This is a genomic window from Desulfurobacterium sp. TC5-1, from assembly GCF_000421485.1.
Classification (GTDB): domain Bacteria; phylum Aquificota; class Aquificia; order Desulfurobacteriales; family Desulfurobacteriaceae; genus Desulfurobacterium_A.
Window position 1 is genome coordinate 972,955 of sequence record NZ_ATXC01000001.1, and the last position, 18,559, is coordinate 991,513.

The window sequence follows — 18,559 nt, forward strand, 5'->3', positions numbered from 1 at the left end:
AGGATGGAAAGAGAAAGTGTAAAAAAGCTTAAAAACTGGATTCTGTCCCTTAAAAATTTTTTAAACTCAGCGGAAAACACGGCCGTTGTCGTTGAGGGGAAGAGGGATTTAGCCGCATTAGAAAGGTTTGGCGTTTATCCGGTATTTGCATTAAAAGGCATGGGATTTCACTCTTTCTCAGAAATGCTGGCCGATGAAAAAGGCATAAGGCTTGTAATCCTCATAACAGACTTTGATCCAGAAGGTGAAGAAATAGCGAGAAAACTTCAAAGAGTTCTCTCAAAATACAACATTAAGGTTGATACCTCTTTCAGAGAAAGTTTAAGAGAAACCGGGCTAAAATTTGTTGAGGAGATCCCGGAAAAACTGAGAATGGCTTTTTAAAAAGCCTGTCCGAAGACAGGCATAAAATTCACTGGAACCGCTGACTTACTTCAATCACCTTCTTCAAAACTTCAAAAGGCCTACCTTCGTTTAAAAGGTCAAGAGCAAGTCTCACACCTTCAGAAGGTGAAGCAACTTTCCCTGCAACGTAAAAACCAAACCCGGCGTTAAGGGCAACCATATCCCTTTTAGCAGATTTGTCTTCTCCTTTCAAAATAGCCTCTATCATTCTCTTATTATCGTCAAGAGTTTCTGCAGCAGCTATTTCTTTAATGTCAGCTTTTTCAAAGCCAAAATCTTCCGGAGAAACCACATAGCTTTTAACATCACCGTCCAAAAGTTCAGTTATCTTCGTTCTTTCACAGATTGTAATCTCATCCATACCGTCAAAACCATGAACTATACAGGCTTTCTTAACTCCAAGCTTTAAAAGAACACCGGCAATCTTCTCTGAAAGTTCGCCGTCAAATATACCCATAAGCTGCCTCATGGCACCGGCAGGGTTGGTAAGAGGTCCTAAAATGTTAAAAACTGTCCTGACACCAAGTTCTCTTCTTGGCTTTATAACATTTGCCATAGCCGGATGAAAAACTGGAGCAAACATAAAACCAAATCCCGTTTCTTCTATACATTTCCCAACTTCTTCAGGCTGAAGGTCTATCTTTACACCAAGAGCCTCAAGGATATCGGCACTTCCACACTTACTTGAAACAGACCTGTTGCCGTGTTTCGCAACAGGAACACCACCAGCAGCAAGGACAAAAGCAACCGTCGTAGAAACGTTGAACGTTCCTTTTAAATCACCACCAGTTCCACAGGTATCCACTATCTTCTCTTTAAGGCTCTCTGAAAGATAAACCTTTCTACTTTTTTCTCTCATCGCAGAAGCGGCACCCGCTATTTCCTCTGTCGTCTCACCCTTCATTCTCAGAGCAACCAGAATACCTGCTATCTGCGCCGGCGTAAGCTCACCCCCCATGATCTTTCCAAAAAGCTCTCTGGTCTCCTCATAAGAAAGGTTCTCTCTTTTTATTACCTTCTCAAGAACTGCCCGATATTCCATAACTCACCCCCTGAATCTGAAAACGATAAATGGTAAATCGGAAACAATTTTATCAATTTCAGAAAGAGAATTAACGATAAAAAGGTGAGAAACACAGGAACAATCAGAACAACCAAAGCCTGAAATAGCACTAAAAACACCCTTAAACCTTTCAGCAATTTCACACTCAATTCTTTTTTCTAAAAAACAGTAAACGGCAACTGGAGTAAAAAACCTTGACGTAGAAACGTAATCAAAATGCCAGTGTTTCTTTTTTCTCTTCTTCAAATGTCTATTTAATCTGCTATTTAATCCGCCCGAACCAAAAGCAGAACCAATATAACCGTAAGTCGCTTCAGGAAGAAGAAAAACTCTTCTTTTCGTTTGAATTTTTCTCTCTTTTTTCAGGTTAAAAACAATAATGTAGGTTCCCCTGCTATCTGGAAATTCTATTCTGGACTTCAACTATTATCCTCCAGAATGGAAAGGGCAACATTCATACCGTCAATGGCAGAACTTGTTATACCACCGGCATAACCTGCCCCCTCACCCGCCGGATAGAGATTTTTAAAATTTAAAGCTCTAAACCGCTCATCCCTCAATATCCGAACGGGAGAAGAAGTTCTGGTTTCAACACCCACAACTGTAGCTTCATCACTGACAAAACGCTTCAATTTCTTTTCCCAATATTTAAAAGCCCTTTTAAGCGAAGCTGTAACAAACGGAGGCAGAATACGGTCAACCCGGGCAGGCGAAATTTCAGGAATAAAACCGTGTTTTGGCAGTTTCTTGAAGGGTGTTTCCCTTCCCTTTATAAAGTCCATAAGGTTCTGGGCAGGCATAGCATAGTTACCACCACCTGCCATAAAGGCTGCCCTTTCAAGCTTTCTCTGAAACTCAACTGCCTTAAGGGGATCATTACCAAAATCATCGGGAAAAACCTGAACAACTATGGCACTGTTTGCCATAACACCTTCTCTTGCAAAGTTACTCATACCGTTGGTAACAACCGTGTCCTTCTCTGAGGAGGAACAGATAACAACACCACCGGGACACATGCAGAACGAAAAAACGCCCCTATCCCCGGCCTTTGCAGTTACAGCATACTCTGCCGGTGGAAGGTCAGGATTCTCAAAGTATTTTCCGTACTGCATTCTATTTATCAACCTCTGAGGATGGATAATCCTCACACCAACGGAAAAAGGCTTTGCAGTAAGTTCCACGTTAAAATTTTTAAACATTGAAAAAGTATCTCTTGCACTGTTCCCAATTGCAAAAATAACTGCATCAAACTTTTCTTCATAAACCCTATCCTCAATTAAGTCCCTCACTCTCAGGGAAGTGACCTTTCCCTCATTTACATTCATACCCACAACAAGCGAAGAAAAACGAAACTCAACACCGCCACTTTCAAGGGTCTTCCTCATAGAAGGAATCACCTTTCTCAGCTTATCGGTACCGATATGAGGTTTAGAAAGGTAAAGTATCTCCTCGGGTGCACCGTGTTCAACAAGCACACTGTAAACAAAATGTTTTTTCTTATCCTTTACCCTTGTAGTTAACTTTCCGTCTGAAAATGTTCCGGCTCCACCTTCACCAAACTGAACATTGGAGTTTTCATCAAGAACTCTTTTTACCCAGAATCTCTGAACATCTTCCTCTCTCTCTTCAATCCTTTTGCCCCTCTCAAAAACAACAACTCTAACCCCACCAGCTAACAGCGTATAGGCAGCAAAAAGGCCGGCAGGACCAGAACCAACAACAGCGACCTTTAAATTCTTATTAACAGACGGAATCTCTATTTCAGGAAGGGGCTTGTGAATGCGACAACCGGACGCAATCAACCTTTCTGCTATCTCTTCGTCAACATCAAAAAGCAAACGGTAAACAAACTCCGGTTTCTTCCTTGCATCAAGTGATTTCTTTAAAATGGCGAACCTTAAAGGATACCCCTTCTCTCTCAGTTTGTCTTCAAGCCTTTCGCCTATCTTTACTTTTACCTCTCCTTCTACCAGCATGAGGAACCTCTATCTTAAGCTCTTCAAAAAACTTTAAAAGTCCATCTTCAAAAATCTCTATCTCCCTCTCAAGTTCACAAACAACTTCCTCTTCAAGAGGTTCTATATCAATAATTACAATCTCATCGAACCTTCTTAAACCCAAACGTTTTTCAACCTTCTCCTTAACATATATCAGCGAATCTCTCCTGAGCACCTCTGCTTTCTCAAGGGCATCACCTATAAATTTCTCAGCATTATCAATATCCCTCTGTTTTATCCGACCTGAAAGCAAAAAAGAGAAGGAAACCTTAACAGGTCTCTCTATGGGAAAATGCTCCATCCCATATTTCTGTTTCTGAATGTGAAACTGGAAAACAGCCTCTCTCTGTGAAGAAAGAACGGAAGGATTATTAATAATAAAAGGCTTCATTTCACCGTAAACCCTTCTGTGAGAAATCTTTTTATAGTTAGCCTTACTTGGAATTTTACCGACAAAATAGAAACGGAATTTCTCCATAAAAAGCACTTCCAGTGTTAATGATATAATTTCCTGAAAATTGTAACAAATAAAGACTTACACAAAAGGAAGGGAAATGTCCGTACAAGAGATAGAGTACCTTAGAAAAAATGTGGTAAGAAAGTTTATCCGCATTCTTATGCTTTTACTCAGTGTTATCCTGTTTTCTACCTTAGGAACAATGCTAATAGAACACTGGTCCTTTTTTGATGCGCTGTGGCACGTAATAATAACTATATCAACAGTCGGCTACGGAGAAATTCATCCCTTAACAGAAACAGGAAGATTATTCACAATGATTGTAATCGTCGTTGCTTTTAGTGTTTATGCATACGGCGCTTCCACCATAGCATATTTAATCTTCGAAGGTGACCTGAAAAAATACTTTGCGTTGAAGAGGTTGGAAAAAATGATTTCCCAGATGAAAAATCACACGATAGTATGCGGCCTTGGGAGAACAGGATTGGCAGCTATTCAGGAACTACACAAAGAACACATCCCTTTCGTGGTTATTGAAAAAGAACACGAAAAAATAAACAAAGCCTTAGAAACGTTTCATAATATGAGATATATAGTTGGTGATGCGACAAATGATGAAATACTGCTCAAAGCCGGAATAAAATCCGCTGCGAACCTCATAATTACAACATCAAACGACTCCAATAACCTTTTTATAACGCTATCTGCCAAGAACCTGAATCCAAGAGTGAAAATAGTAGCAAGAGCATCGGAAGAATCAAGCATTCCAAAACTCAAAATGGCCGGAGCTGACGAAGTTATTTCACCTAACACGATCGGCGGCATTAGAATGGCATCAATAGCCATAAGGCCTAACGTTGTCAGTTTCCTTGACATCGTTACAAGGCACGGCGAAATAGATCTAAGACTTGAAGAGGTTAAAATTCCCATGGATTCTCCTGTCCACGGGAAACTCCTGAAAGACGTTCAAATTCCTCAGAAAACAGGCGTAATCGTCATAGGCATCAAAAGAGAAGATGGATCGTTTATCCTCAACCCGGTATCCACAACGATGCTTCTAAGAGGTGATACAATAATTATCATAGGAACTACTGAGCAATTTGAAAAACTGAAAAAACTGATAAGAGGGGAACATTGATGGACATTAAGGAAGAATTGGATAACATTTTGAAATTATTAGAAGAAGAGAATGTGTTGCTTAAAAAGGGAATAGCAGAACCCAAAACAGCAGATAGGCTGTTTGAAATTAGCGAACAGAAGAGAAAGATACTCGCAAAAATAGCAAAATTAGAAGCAAAGGATCTCAATCCATTTAGAGATACCATCAAAAAAATTGAAGAACTTAACAAGCGAAATAGTATTTTACTCCTGAACAACATAGATATATTAGAAGAAACCGTTAAAACTTTAATTCCGGAAGAGTATGTTGATGTCTATTCAAAGAACGGGAAAATATCACAAAACCGCTCAATATTCGGGAAGAAGGTATAAAAATTCATCGACTTTAAACGATAATAGAGTTTAGAAGTTTGCCGGAGGGAAAAATGTCACTCCTGTATGCGCTATCAATAGCTGGGCAATCGTTACTAACCTATCAAGATGCGATAAATGTCACCAATAAAAACATCTCAAACGCATTCACAGATGGATACTCAAGAGAAGAAGCCATAATTGCAGATCTTCCCGCAAGGAGCGGCGCTTACATACAAAATATAAGAAGGCTATCGAGCAAAATAATATTCAGCAGGTACATAAAAGCAAATCAGGAAACGGAAGGACTAAACGACTACAAAAGCATACTTGATCAGGTTGAAGACGTGTTTAATGAAACAGCCGGAAGCGGTTTTGGAGCTGCCCTTAACGACTTTTTTGCATCCCTTAACGACATAGCAGTAAACCCCGGTGACTTAACAGCAAGATATGCAGCCCTTTCAAAGGCAAAAGCTTTAGTAGGAAGAATAAGGGATTCTTATTCATATCTGACGGACATAAAAGATAAAACAACCTTAGGCGTAAAAGATACAGTGGATAACATCAATCGTCTAACGGAAAAGCTTGCCGACATTAATAAAAACCTCAAGCTCTTTTATGCATCAAACAAAGAAAGGTACAACGAATACCTTGACGAAAGAGATAGAGCGTTAAAGGAACTAAGTGCTCTCGTAGATACAAAAGTTACATTCCACGATGACGGCACCGTTGACATTTCAACTGCAAAGGGATTCGCGTTAGTAATCGGCATTGACTCAAAAAAACTCTCTTTTTCGACTGATGGAAACAACAACCCGGTAATCAGGTGGAACAACACAGATATAACCTCTGAATTTCAGAACGGAAAACTTGGTGGATACCTGAAAGGTGTCTCATTCATTAACGAAACAATAGATAGACTAAATACATTCACAACAGAGTTCGCCAACGCGATAAACAACCAGCACAAAGCTGGATACGATTTAAACGGAAATCCCGGAACAGACTTTTTCACGAGTGACAACGGTTCTTCAACTATAGACGCTTCAAACATAACGCTAAACTTTGAAAATCCAGAACTCATAGCAGCATCAGGAAACGCCACCTATCCAGACTCCGACAATACAAATATCAAAGCCATAATAGCTCTTGAAGATACACCAATATCAGGTCTTAATAATCAAACCTTTTCAGAATACTACTCAACCGAAATCATTACGCCGATAGCGACACAGACAAACCAGACAGACAACCTAATAAAGTCTTCTACAGAGATAAGAGATTCCCTCGACCAGCAGTTAAAAGAGATATCCTCAGTAAACACAGATGAAGAATTTATAAACCTTACAAAATTCCAGAGAGCTTACGAAGCATCAGCAAAGGTTGTAAGCGTTACAGACGAACTGATACAAACAATCCTCAACATGGTTCAGTGAGGTAAAAGATGAGAATACCGGATATAGCATACTTCGACATTTTTAAAAAGTACGACCGAATAAGACAGGAAGAATTAGAAAGGTATAACCTTGAAGCAGCATCCGGCAAAAAACTTTTGAAACCGTCTGATGATCCTGTAAATTTCGTGAGAGCCTTAAGGTACAAAAAGTTAAACAAAAACATTGAGACATATCTTAGAAACAGTGATCTCGTTCTAACAAAACTTGAAACGGCAGAATCAACAATGGGAACGATAGTGAACACAGGAGAAGCTCTGAGAGTTAAAATAGTTCAGATACTAAATACGGGCGTCATAACCGATGACGAGGCAAAAGCTCTTAAAGATTACTTCTTAAAGATGAAAGATTACATAATAAATCAGGCAAACATCTCTATTGGCGAGGACTATCTTTTCGGAGGCGTAAAATCAAAAACTGCACCTTTTACAGCTGATGGAACGTATCAGGGCGAAACGGAAGAAACCACGGCACCTATATCAAAAGGTGTGGAGCTTAACACCACATACAACGGTGCCGAATACATGGGTGTTAACTATGCATCAGGAAAAATACTTTTAGTCGATGTAATAGATACAATAGTAAATGCCATAGACAGTGGCAATTTAGATCAGCTTAACAACATGACAATAAACGTTGACCTTGATAACACCGGAACGACACAGAAGATGAAGATACTTGACGCTTTCGATGCAGGACTTTCAAAAATAATGGAACACCGCTCGCAGATAGGAAGCCAGATAGCAACCTTAAACGACCTTAAAACGCAGAACGAATCTCTCAAGCTTAAATTCACAAACCTTGTGTCAGAAATGGAAGACGCCGATTACTCAGAAGTTATAATGAACCTTCAAAAGAGTCAAACAGCATATCAAGCACTCCTTGCCGCCATATCAAACACCAAGAATTTAAGCCTGTTAAACTTCCTCAAGTAAATACCGGGGCAGCTGCCCCCTTCCCATCCCAATCACCTTTGTGAGAAAATAGACACCGTAGCAAAAATTTGGTGCAGGTTTATATTTTTAACTGCCACTAACTTTCAGGAGATAGCCAATGAAAACCGTCTTAAAGTTCAAATACTTGGACACCGAAAAAACAGGACTCGCACTTGCAATAGATGGATTTAATGCTAACTACAATGAAAAAGTTGTTGTTGAAACGGATAGAGGTATTGAAATAGTTAAGGTTTTGGGTGTTTATGAAGTGAACGATGAAACTTTTGAAAGTTTTGGATTTAAGGAAGAAAATACCTTCAAAGTTCTTAGAAAACCAACAGAGGAAGATTTGAAAAAATTCAGAGAGAACGAACAGTTCTGTACAGAAGCTATTCCGGTATGTAAAGAAAAAATCAAAAAACATGAACTTCCCATGAAACTTGTTAAAGCCTACACAACTTTGAACAGAGAAAGGCTCGTTTTCTACTTCACATCAGAAACCCGCGTCGATTTCAGGCAACTTGTAAGAGACCTTGCATCACACTTCAGGCTCAGAATAGAGCTGAGACAGATAGGTGTTAGAGACGAAGTGAAAATGATAGGTTCTATGGGAATGTGCGGAAAGGAGTGCTGCTGTAAAGAATACCTCGAATGTTTCGATTCAATCTCTCTATCAATGGCAAGAATCCAGGGACTTCCGCCAAACCCGGCAAAACTTTCAGGCGTCTGCGGAAGGCTCATGTGCTGTCTCAAGTACGAAGAGCCCATCTATCGAATAAGGGAATACCTCCCACAGATAGGGGAAACAATCACAATCAACGGTGTAACTGGAAGGGTGGTTGACGTAAACATCCCGACTGAAACTGTAACACTTGAAATAGATTCAGGCGTAAAAAGGCAGATAGATATAAAAACGTTTATTCCTGAAGATGAATGGGAAAGATACACGGAGGAGGTGAAAAAATTCATAGACGACACATTCAAATGCTTTACAAAGGCAAGCGCAGACCATGAAGCTGAAGAAGAGATACCAGAGCAAGTTGAATAACCTCTTTGTTTATGAAACAGAGGATGGCTACCATGTAGAATCTGTTTTCTACAGAGGTGATACTCTTTGTATATCCACTCAGGTTGGCTGTCCTATTGGATGCTACTTTTGTGCTTCGGGAAGTAGAGGCTTCTTCAGAAATCTATCTGCCGAAGAGATCAAATCACAATTCTTGCTCTTAGAGAAAACGCTTCCAATCAAAGGAATCGCCATAGCCGGTATAGGTGAACCGGCCGCCAACGTGGAATCGGTTCTGGACGCCCTGAACTTTTTCAAACAAAGAAATTTAAAAGTAACCATCACAACAACGGGATTTCCTGAAAGCGGATTCAAAAAGCTTCTCTCATGTGAACACGACGGTATAACATTTTCAATTCACGGCTTTTCAGAAAGGGTCAGAAAAAAACTATTCAAGCTGAACTTTCCTTTTAAAAAAACAGTATCAACATTTATAGACCACATCGAACCCCTGTCAAAGACAAAGAGGAAAAAGTACCAGATCGGTTATCTCTTACTTGAAGAGATAAACGACTCAAAAGAAGAACTGACACAACTTGCAGAGTTTGCCCAAAAATATAGCCTGACCGTTATGCTCATGATGTACAATCCGGTTGAAACGAGTCCTTTCAAACCCGTATCACCTGAAAAGTATGAGAAATGTTTCAAATTTTTGAGAAAATACGGTATAAGGGTAACTTTAAGCAACAGGTTCAGAACTGACCCGCTTGGCGGATGTGGAACATTAACTATAGCAAGGAATTAAAGATGAACCGTTTTAGTTGTTACGTAGATGTGGAAAGATTCCTTGGTGAACCCGTCAAGGAACTGGCACAGTTTCTATGTTGCCTCAGAAGGGGGAAGAGGTTTGAAACGATTTTTTCAGTTGCGAATTTCTTAAAAAAAGTTAACAAAGTTGGGGACTTTTACCAATTCAAAAACTCACCTGAAAAAATAAAATTCATGGAAGAACTTCCCCTCCCGAAGGAAGACAGAGAAATTCTCTGGAAACTCATCAGCCGCTTTTTCCTGAAACATTGTGAAAACTCATCAGGAATAGAAATCCCCCAAAACGACCTCATTTCCCTCAGAAAAGGCAGGCTTTTTGAAGAAATTATCTACAGAATAGGCCCCGCCAAAAGGTGGAAGGTTGACCTCGTTTCAATGCACTGTCAACCAATGATAAACGGGAGAAAGGCTGACATAAAATGTGGCGATAAGATCATATCCGGCAAAAACTTAGACGTTGTTTTCTGGGGAAAAAACTACGTCGAAGGATACGAGTGTAAGTCCAACGTTGCATTCTTTATACAGCTCGGGATGGGACACGGAGAAAGAGCAAAGAAAATAAGAGACAAAGTGAGATACTTAAATCAACTTGCCATATTTTTAAAGAGACACTTTAGAGAAGCAGAAATAACACTTGCAAGCTTTGCCCCTGACAGAAATTATGAAAAATTTATCCCGGTAATAAAAGAGTGGATTTCTAAATGTGGTGATGAGGACAAAATTCATTTTAAAATAAAAACGATAGAAGATATCTTAAAAGAAGTAGAGTAGCGGGGCCGAAAGCCCCGACGAATACTGTTATTCAAGGTCAACTATTTTTACATTATCTACTTTAACAGGATCAACATCCCTGCTCTTCAAACAGATGAATCCATACCTGTTCAATGCAGGATCGTTATCTGTAATATCAATTACCCCTTTATCATCAACAAATACCTCTATCCTGTTCCCTTTAACTGTCAATCTTACCCTATACCATCCGTTCACCGGCTTTGGCTGAAAGCGGTTTTCCGCAACTTTCACCCTACTGCTACCTGCAAATTTATAAACCGCAACCTTGTTAGATGCATAAAAAGTAACTTCATAACCGGCAGAAGGATTCTCCGAAGCTCTAAAAATTATTCCGACAGATTTATAACCACCGGATTCCTTATCAAAAGCTAAATCAAAATCTTTGTAAGTTTTCCCTGTCAGACACACTTTACCGCCTCTATTCAGCTCCAGAACCTTACCTATACGACCGTTAATCTGAACAGACTGAACGACTTTAGCATCTTTGCCCTGCCAGGGACCGAACGGTGCCATCTGGCCAAGACCATACTTTTCAAAATCTTCCGTAAAGACTTTACCTATCGTTTCCCCTGCACTTTCCTGAACGGAAGAGCCACCAGCTGCCTCCACCTGTTGATTTGAAGACGGAGAATTAAGAGGCTCAACACTTTCACCGTTTGATGAATACCTGTAATAGTCTTCAGGTACATTTTGTGCTATAGCCTTCACAGCGTTGTCTATCATAACCATAACTGCCTTTTCCATAGGTGTATTCTTATACTCTTCAAGACCAACACCTAAAGGCACTTTTCCAAAAAGACTACCACCAAGACCACCAACGCTGAAACTTGAAGCTTTACCCTCGACCCTCGTTGAACTTAAAATCCTTCCTGTTCTGACATCAACGAGCTTAATTATAGCGGCAATGTAAGCTTCTTTAGTCCCTATCTTTACACCGCCAAGAAGTGGAACTTTTGGAAGAAAACCACCAACGCCTATTCCAAAACCACCTGCGTTTGGTTCAAATGCAACTACAGCACCGGTAACGGCGATATCCGCCCTCTCAAAAGCACCTCCTGAAGGACCTACAGGAGCTCCAAACTCTTTTTCAGATTGAATTGCCGATATCTCTCCACCTCTTTCCAGAACTATAAATTTCCCTGTTCGCATCAGAGCATCCTGAAGCATCTCAGAAATTCCACTCCCTATGCGTCCGTTACACTTCGCCGCTTTACATTTAAAACTGAGAACAGCAATACGCGCCTTCTTACCTTTGTAAGAAGCCACAGCATTTATGTTCTGCGGAGTTGTCACCACGGTAGTGGTAGTACCTCCACATCCGGCAACAAATGCAGCAGAAAGGATAAAAACACTCAGAAAGGTTATACTTTTCTTCATCTCCACACCTCCCAAAAATATCTTAGGCCTTCATAATTAATTTTATATTTTCCTTTAAAAAGGAACAATTTAACCTGCAGAATTTAAAATAATATGAAGAATTTACAAAAAGCCTTTGCGAGAAAGCCCTGCTTTTCAAAGCAGAGATGAACCGCACAGCGTAAGCCGTTGAAACAGGATGATTCAAAGATTAATTTTAAGCTATGAACGGATTAAAGCAAGAGAAAATTAAAGAAACTCTTAATGCAACCAGAAAACGGAGAAAACGTCAAATTCCCCGCGTCTATCAACTTAAACTTCAGAACCTATCAAAGAAAGATAGAAAAAAACTTGACAGACTATTCCTTGAAGCCAAGTGGCTCTACAACTACATAATTGCAGACATAGAAAACCGTCTAACCAAAGACTCCTGGAAGCTCAAGCAGGTAGAAATCAAAACACCCGAAGGCTTTGAAAAGAGAGACATCAATACTCTCTCATCTCAAATGAGACAGGGAATAATCGAAAGGATAAAACACTCCCTTAAATCCCTCAAAAAAGCAAAAGAAAAAGGAATCAAAGCAGGCAAACTCTCATTCAAAAGCGAAATAAGAAGCATACCCCTAAAACAGTATGGAATAACCTACAAAATTTCAGGAGACAGAAACAGAATAAAGATACAGGGAATAAAGAAAAAGTTCAGAGTTTTAGGACTCCACCAGTTAATAGAGGACTGTGAAATAGCAAACGGACTGCTTGTAAAGAAACCGAGTGGCTACTACCTCTACGTCACTTGCTACCTGCAAAAAGAAAAAGCATTAGAAGAAATCAAAAAGAAACAAACCAGACAACCTATTGGAATAGACCTTGGAATAAAACACCAGATAACCCTATCAAACGGAGAAAAAATAAGCTGGTATGTAGAAGAAACCAAAAGACTCAAAAAACTACAAAAAACACTCTCAAGAAAACAAAAAGGAAGCAAGAACTACTTTAAAACCAAGCTGAAAATTCAAAAAGAGTGGGAATATATTCAGAACAAGAGGAAAGACACCCTCAACAAAGCCATAAGCCACCTGAAGAAATTCTTCCTGATAGCAATTCAAAACGACTCAATAAAAGGCTGGCACGAAGGATACTTTGGTAAACAGGTTCAAAACACGGGGATAGGAGGAATAACTGCAAGGCTGAAACGCCTTGCGACTCTTATTCCCGTGTTCTTTGTTGATAGATACGAACCTACCACACAAGTTTGTTCTTTCTGCGGACACAGGCAGAAAATCCCCCTATCAGAAAGGACATACAAATGTCCTCTCTGCGGAAAAGAGATAGACCGGGACGTTAACTCTGCAAAGAACATACTCAAGATAGCGGTAGAGAAACTCAAAGGAGAAGGAAAACTCCTTAAAACCCTACCCGTGGACTGCGGGGAAGTAACGCCTGTGGAGTGGGCAATAGCCCACGGTGAAGCAGGAAGCCTGCCACTTTAGTGGTAGGAGGATGTCACTTTGAAGACTTAAAGGAAAGGTACAACCAGCCAGAAAGAGCCGTAAATCCAGACATACATAGGATAAGAGTGTGGAAATAGACTGCGTAAGGAAGAGCCTTTTTAGCATTCATCCCTATAAGGGAAAAGCCACCAACCATTCCAGCTTCAAATGTTCCAAATCCACCTATGCTGTGTATGGGAAGGATAGTCGTAAATTCTGCAAACGTTGAAACAAAAATAGTTTTAAAAAAGCCAAGCCCGAGATGAGCTGCATTTAGAATAAACATAAACGCTGTGAACTTCAAAATCCATATACAGATAGAGAAGAAAAACATCTGCATTAATTTATCTACCCTGAAAAGAACTGCAGAAGCGATGATTAACTTATCAAAAAAAGGAATTCTTTCCTTAAAAAAGTGTAGAAATTTATAAGCAACAAACAGAGCAATCCCGACAAGAGCAACCGCCAATATGGGGAAGAAAATCAACCTTTTATCAGAAAAAGAAACGGAAAATAGAGAGAATAGAAAGAGAATAGAAAGAGATAAAAGATCAAATACCCGTGCCCCAAAAAGGACAACAGAAGAACGCGTCATATCTATACCGTAAAGCTTCTTCAAAATAAGGGGAAAAGAGGTTTCGCCGGAGCGAAAAGGCATCACATTATTAAAAAACGTGTGAACACCTATAACAGAAGCCATCTCTGAAAGGGGAATCTCTTCAATGTAAAGTTTAAGCCTCAAAGCCCGAAAAATATAAACAAACACGTAGATAAAAAGGGAAAAAGCAATATCCCTGTAACTTAAATCCTTTAACATGCTGGAAATTTGAGAAAATACATCGTACCTATAAAGGATGTATCCAAAAATTACTAAAATTAAAAGGGAAATAACTAAATTACTCTTTCTCACTATTAATAATTCTCCTTATCACGTAGGGTTTTTTACTCTGAGACTCAAAATAGATACGCATGAGAATCTCACTGATAATACCTGTTGTTAACATTTGAAGTCCGGAGATGATGAACATAACCGATATAATAAGAAGAGGTCTGCCTCCTATTGGATGCCCCATAATCTTTATACCCATAAGGTAGGAAAAAAAGACAAGACCAATAAACAGAAGCGTTAAACCTATACCGCCAAAAAAGTGAATCGGTTTCTGCATATACTTTTTAACAAACCAGACATAAAACAGGTCAACAATTACCTTAAAAGTCCTTGAAATACCGTACTTTGACTTACCATACTTCCTTGGATGGTGCTTTACGGGAATTTCTATAATTTTATCCGGAGAAGTAACAGTAGAAACAACGGCAGGTATAAACCTGTGCATTTCACCGTAAAGCCTGACCCTCTTTATCACAGAACTTCTGTAAGCCTTGAGAGAACACCCGTAATCGTGAATTTTTATACCTGTCAACCTTCCTATCAACCAGTTTGCTATCCTGGAAGGAAGTTTTCTTGAAATCGCAGCGTCCTTTCTATTTTTTCTCCAGCCGCTCACAACATCATAGCCTTCTTCTATCTTCTCAAGAAGTCTCGGTATATCATCAGGATCATTCTGAAGGTCACCATCCATCGTTATAATCACGTCACCACCGGCAAGATCCATTCCAGCCATCATCGCCGGTGTTTGACCAAAGTTTCTTGCAAACTCAATAACTTTTACCTTTTTATCTTTTGCGGCAATTGCCTCAAGCTTTTCAGCAGTTTTATCCGTACTGCCATCATCAACAAAAATTATCTCATAGTCAAGAGGCAGGGAATCAACAACCTTCTTAATACGCTGATAAAGTTCATTAACGTTATCCTCTTCGTTGTAAAGGGGAACAACTATGGAAATCTTTTTTACACCTTTCATCTTTTCTCTCCTGAAGTTATTATTACCAACCTGTGTTTTGTGAGAAGCTCCTGCCTGACATCAACTACCCTGTACGGAACTTTCAACCTTTTGAGCCTGTTTTCCCTCGTAACTATCAGAACATTCTTATCTTTAAGGAGTTCTGCAGCTTTTCTAAAATCTATCTGTGGAATCTTCCCTTCACCGTAATAATAGACAATCTCAGGACTTGTATAGGCAAGCGAATAGACAGAGAGATTCGGATTCTTTAACTTCATGTGTCTTAATTCTTTTCCAATTAAAGGCTTTGCCCTGTAAGGTTCAAGAACGGGAAGGGTAACCCATTTAAAGAGAATCATCGTTGATAAAAATCCGTAGAGGAGCGGTTTGTACGGCTCTTTGCTTCTAAAGATGAAATAGAGAGAAACGGCAATAGGAACAACCATGACTGCTGCAACTAAGGGCAATTTTTTTACAACAAGTGCAGCAGGAACGGCAATAATCAAAAAAAATAGAAGAACCGCTGTTAGATAGTAAGGAAGCTTTTCTCTATAATTTCTAACATAATAAGCGGTTAAGATTGCAAACGCAGGAAAAGACGGAAGTAAGTAATGTGCAAGTTTAGTGTGAGCTATTTGAAAAAATCCACAAATAATTAGAAACCATACAGTAGCAAACATTAAAAGGTCATCAACATATATCCTCTCTCTATCCTTCCAGAACTTATAAACTGCAAATATGAAAACTACAGAAAACGGAAGGAACATCCATGGATAGTTGACAAAATAGTACCACCACTCGGTTGGATGACCCGGAATTTTAGACGTAAATCTCTCTATGTTGTGGAAGATAATGAAATCTTTAAAGAAAAGGTAACCGTGCTTCTTCAAAATTGCCGCATACCAGGGGGCAACTATGACTGTGAAAATGGCAAAGCCGGAAAACCACGGGATTTTTTTAAATGTTTTTATCAAATCACGTCTTAAAATCAGATAAACAACAGCAACAAGACCGGGAAGAGCAAGTCCAACGGGACCCTTAGTTAACGTTGCAAACCCTGCCGCCGCAAAAGCCGCTAAATAACACCGTTTCCTGTTTTCATGATAGCCGTTATAAAACGCCATAAGAGAAGCGGCTATGAAAAATGTTAAAACTATATCAGGCATAGCCGCCGACGACATCACGATAAAATCAAGAAGAGAAAGTAATATAAGCGAAGACCAAAAAGCAAACTCCTCATCCTTCCACTTTTTAATCCAGAGATACAAAAGTAAAACCAGCGCTACACCAAAAAGAGAAACGAAGAATCTTCCACCAAACTCATTAACACCAAAAAGTTTATAACCTGCAACGATGAGCCAGTAAATGAGAATCGGCTTGTCAAAGCGATATTCGTAGTTGTAGTAAGGGGTTATATAGTCACCACTTTTAACCATCTCGTGAGCAGCTTCAAGGTACTTTGGCTCATCCTTGTCAAAGGCTGAGTAAAAGCCGTTTGGAACAACAAGTAAAAGGATCGAAACAAGAGCTAAAATTAGAAATTTCTTGTCTTTTAATATCTTTAATATCTTCCTCATGTAAACCTCTCTATAGTCTGAAAACGGAACTGATGTAATTATAACCGAGATAGTATAATTCAACGGGAAATATTATGGAGGTTTGAATTGAAATTCAAGAAGCTTCTTAAGTGTTCTAACTGCGGAAACATAGGAGAGTTCGAATACATCGGATCAAGGAACTTGAATAGAAACGGTGAAGTGAAAGAGATAGTGGGCGATAAAGAACTGTGGGTAAGCTATTACAAATGTCCAAACTGCAACATTATAGATATAGAGATGCATCCGTCAGGAGAAAAACCCGACATACCGGAAGAATTTTTCAAAGAGGTGCTGATTGATGAAAAAAGTGAAGAAGAAACTTCCAGCGATAGATAGAAAAACCCTGAATCTGTTTTTAATCATGCTCTTTCTTGCAGGAACGGTGAACCTCTGGCTTTTAACACTCCATCACGAAGAACCGAGGCGGGGTATCGTTGCTCTTGAAATGCTGTTCAGACACAACTTTGTTCAGCCAACTGTACTGATGGTTCCCTACTTTAAAAAACCACCATTACATAACTGGATAACCATTCTATTTGCAGGGTTCAACCCTCACTGGATAAACGAATTCACACTGAGATTTCCATCACTTGTAGCGACAGGTCTAACCGCTCTCTTTCTCTACTACTTTGTAAAAGAAAAACTCGATGAAAGAAGAGCTGTCTTTTCATCAATAATATTTATGACAACGTGGACAGTATTAATAGGTTACTCAACCAAATGTGAACCGGATATGCTGTTTACTTTATTTACATTTCTTTCCATAAGCCTGTGGTACCACTTTTTTGACAAAAATAGAAAATTCATTGCCTGGACTGTGGGATATTTCCTTGCATCTCTTGCACTTTTAACAAAAGGACTACCGGGAATTCTTTTCTTCATCATTTCCTATATAGTGGTATTGTTTTCAAGAAAAGAGCTGAAAGAACTCCTAACACTTCAGCACATAGCAGGAATAGTAATAGGACTTATGCCATTTTTTTTATGGGTTATGGCAGTGTCTCCGGAAAAGGCGGTTTTAACACTATGGCACGAAGCGGTAAGGAGAACTGCGGTAGACAACCCTGTAACAAAGACATTAAAGGGCATAATCCTGTTCATTCCAAGGTTTATACTTGCCCTATTTCCATGGTCACTATTTGTCATCTATGAAATAATAAAGGATAAAGGCAGGGTAAAAGTTATTGAAAATCCATTCATGAAAGAGATAGCTTTCATAATAATAGCAAATATAACCGTGTATCTTTTCTCACCCGGAACAAGAATGAGATATATAATTCCGCTTATACCGTTTATATCTATCCTGTTAGCAGAAATTTTAAAAGATAAAAAAGTCAATCCTCAGAGGAGCATATCAAACATCCAGTTTTTAATGGATATCCTTCTATTTTTAGGAATTATTACAACAATATGGCTGACACTTCATGCAGAAATAGCTCTAAACTCTACAATTTTCTTCCTCATAGTGGCTTACTTTATCTATTTTTACGCAATGAAAAGGATAGATGTAACAAACTTTATCCTCATGGCAGGTTGCACACTCTTTATAATTAGAGGATTTTATAGCGGTTACTATCTATCAATAGCTGAATTCAAATATCCAAAATATAAAAAAGCAGCCTGGGAAATTTCCACAATTACAAAAGGGGATAAACTATCAACGCTGATACCGGAACTGAAAACGGGATTCTACATCGAGAAATTTAGACAACAGCCTTTACCACTCAAAAGAAAAACAGAACTGGAGAAAGGTGAATTCTTTATCACGGAAAAACCTTTTGACAAGCAGGTAAAAGAGTTTAAATTGGGCAACAGGGTTCTCTACCTATGCAAAAAAGAATAAATTAAGAAAACTACAAATAATGCA

The 18,559-nt window shown here is 39.2% G+C and carries 19 protein-coding genes; 11 read left to right on the top strand and 8 right to left on the bottom strand.

The genetic code is table 11. The features are described 5' to 3' along the window. Positions 1–3: 3 nt before the first annotated feature. Entirely contained in the window at positions 4–384 is a 381-nt protein-coding gene (locus H153_RS0104995) for a toprim domain-containing protein (protein ID WP_022847050.1), read from the top strand. Between the two features lie 28 nt (positions 385–412). Here the strand turns inward: H153_RS0104995 and trpD are convergent, their stop codons facing one another. From trpD to H153_RS0105015, 4 genes are read right to left on the bottom strand one after another with little or no spacing between them, the layout of a single operon-like run. Then, complete coding sequence (gene trpD, locus H153_RS0105000; RefSeq protein WP_022847051.1) at positions 413–1,447, bottom strand: anthranilate phosphoribosyltransferase; 1,035 nt, start codon at positions 1,445–1,447, stop codon at positions 413–415. 3 nt (positions 1,448–1,450) lie between these two features. Continuing rightward, on the bottom strand, positions 1,451–1,891 hold the full coding sequence (locus tag H153_RS09355; RefSeq protein WP_022847052.1) for a DUF123 domain-containing protein: 441 nt from the start codon (positions 1,889–1,891) through the stop codon (positions 1,451–1,453). Further along, the gene (locus H153_RS0105010) at positions 1,888–3,444 is read right to left on the bottom strand and encodes an FAD-dependent protein (protein WP_022847053.1); all 1,557 of its coding nucleotides are present in this window, start codon (positions 3,442–3,444) and stop codon (positions 1,888–1,890) included. Before H153_RS0105010 ends, H153_RS09355 begins: the two co-directional genes overlap by 4 nt. After that, positions 3,398–3,943 carry a RusA family crossover junction endodeoxyribonuclease gene (locus H153_RS0105015; protein WP_022847054.1) on the bottom strand — a complete coding sequence of 182 codons (546 nt, stop codon included), beginning with the start codon at positions 3,941–3,943 and terminating at the stop codon, positions 3,398–3,400. Before H153_RS0105015 ends, H153_RS0105010 begins: the two co-directional genes overlap by 47 nt. Positions 3,944–4,019: 76 nt before the next feature. On the opposite strand from H153_RS0105015, the gene H153_RS0105020 reads away from it, so the two are divergent. The 7 genes from H153_RS0105020 (at position 4,020) to H153_RS0105050 (ending at position 10,386) form a co-directional block, all read left to right on the top strand. Further along, positions 4,020–5,060: a potassium channel protein gene (locus tag H153_RS0105020; RefSeq protein WP_022847055.1), complete on the top strand. Its 1,041-nt coding sequence runs from the start codon at positions 4,020–4,022 to the stop codon at positions 5,058–5,060. Continuing rightward, positions 5,060–5,413 carry a hypothetical protein gene (locus H153_RS0105025; protein ID WP_022847056.1) on the top strand — a complete coding sequence of 118 codons (354 nt, stop codon included), beginning with the start codon at positions 5,060–5,062 and terminating at the stop codon, positions 5,411–5,413. Before H153_RS0105020 ends, H153_RS0105025 begins: the two co-directional genes overlap by 1 nt. A 53-nt stretch (positions 5,414–5,466) precedes the next feature. After that, positions 5,467–6,828 carry a flagellar hook-associated protein FlgK gene (flgK, locus tag H153_RS0105030; RefSeq protein WP_022847057.1) on the top strand — a complete coding sequence of 454 codons (1,362 nt, stop codon included), beginning with the start codon at positions 5,467–5,469 and terminating at the stop codon, positions 6,826–6,828. A gap of 8 nt (positions 6,829–6,836) precedes the next feature. Continuing rightward, complete coding sequence (locus tag H153_RS0105035; RefSeq protein WP_022847058.1) at positions 6,837–7,781, top strand: flagellin; 945 nt, start codon at positions 6,837–6,839, stop codon at positions 7,779–7,781. Positions 7,782–7,899: 118 nt separating this feature from the next. Beyond that, a complete protein-coding gene (gene ricT / locus H153_RS09360) occupies positions 7,900–8,829 on the top strand; it encodes a regulatory iron-sulfur-containing complex subunit RicT (protein ID WP_022847059.1) in 930 nt (309 codons plus the stop codon). After that, positions 8,792–9,592 carry a radical SAM protein gene (locus tag H153_RS0105045; protein WP_022847060.1) on the top strand — a complete coding sequence of 267 codons (801 nt, stop codon included), beginning with the start codon at positions 8,792–8,794 and terminating at the stop codon, positions 9,590–9,592. The genes ricT and H153_RS0105045 overlap by 38 nt, the downstream gene beginning before the upstream one ends. A 2-nt stretch (positions 9,593–9,594) precedes the next feature. Next, a complete protein-coding gene (locus H153_RS0105050) occupies positions 9,595–10,386 on the top strand; it encodes a hypothetical protein (protein ID WP_022847061.1) in 792 nt (263 codons plus the stop codon). 27 nt (positions 10,387–10,413) lie between these two features. On the opposite strand, the gene H153_RS09925 is transcribed toward H153_RS0105050, so the two are convergent. Continuing rightward, positions 10,414–11,784 (bottom strand): CsgG/HfaB family protein, encoded by a 1,371-nt coding sequence (locus H153_RS09925; RefSeq protein WP_022847062.1) that lies wholly within the window; start codon positions 11,782–11,784, stop codon positions 10,414–10,416. Positions 11,785–11,987: 203 nt separating this feature from the next. Here H153_RS09925 and H153_RS0105060 point away from each other — a divergent pair, with 203 nt between their 5' ends. Then, the gene (locus H153_RS0105060; RefSeq protein ID WP_027720027.1) at positions 11,988–13,253 is read left to right on the top strand and encodes an RNA-guided endonuclease TnpB family protein; all 1,266 of its coding nucleotides are present in this window, start codon (positions 11,988–11,990) and stop codon (positions 13,251–13,253) included. 13 nt (positions 13,254–13,266) lie between these two features. Here H153_RS0105060 and H153_RS0105065 read toward each other — a convergent pair whose 3' ends face one another. From H153_RS0105065 to H153_RS0105075, 3 genes are read right to left on the bottom strand one after another with little or no spacing between them, the layout of a single operon-like run. Next, positions 13,267–14,163, bottom strand: a complete 897-nt coding sequence (locus H153_RS0105065; protein ID WP_022847063.1) for a lysylphosphatidylglycerol synthase transmembrane domain-containing protein — start codon at positions 14,161–14,163, stop codon at positions 13,267–13,269. Then, positions 14,150–15,115, bottom strand: coding sequence for a glycosyltransferase family 2 protein (locus tag H153_RS0105070; protein WP_022847064.1), 966 nt, complete (start codon positions 15,113–15,115; stop codon positions 14,150–14,152). The genes H153_RS0105065 and H153_RS0105070 overlap by 14 nt, the downstream gene beginning before the upstream one ends. Then, entirely contained in the window at positions 15,112–16,671 is a 1,560-nt protein-coding gene (locus tag H153_RS0105075; protein WP_022847065.1) for a glycosyltransferase family 39 protein, read from the bottom strand. Before H153_RS0105075 ends, H153_RS0105070 begins: the two co-directional genes overlap by 4 nt. A gap of 87 nt (positions 16,672–16,758) precedes the next feature. On the opposite strand from H153_RS0105075, the gene H153_RS0105080 reads away from it, so the two are divergent. Continuing rightward, positions 16,759–17,028 carry a hypothetical protein gene (locus H153_RS0105080; RefSeq protein ID WP_022847066.1) on the top strand — a complete coding sequence of 90 codons (270 nt, stop codon included), beginning with the start codon at positions 16,759–16,761 and terminating at the stop codon, positions 17,026–17,028. Then, complete coding sequence (locus H153_RS0105085) at positions 16,991–18,535, top strand: glycosyltransferase family 39 protein (protein WP_027720031.1); 1,545 nt, start codon at positions 16,991–16,993, stop codon at positions 18,533–18,535. The genes H153_RS0105080 and H153_RS0105085 overlap by 38 nt, the downstream gene beginning before the upstream one ends. Positions 18,536–18,559: the final 24 nt, after the last annotated feature.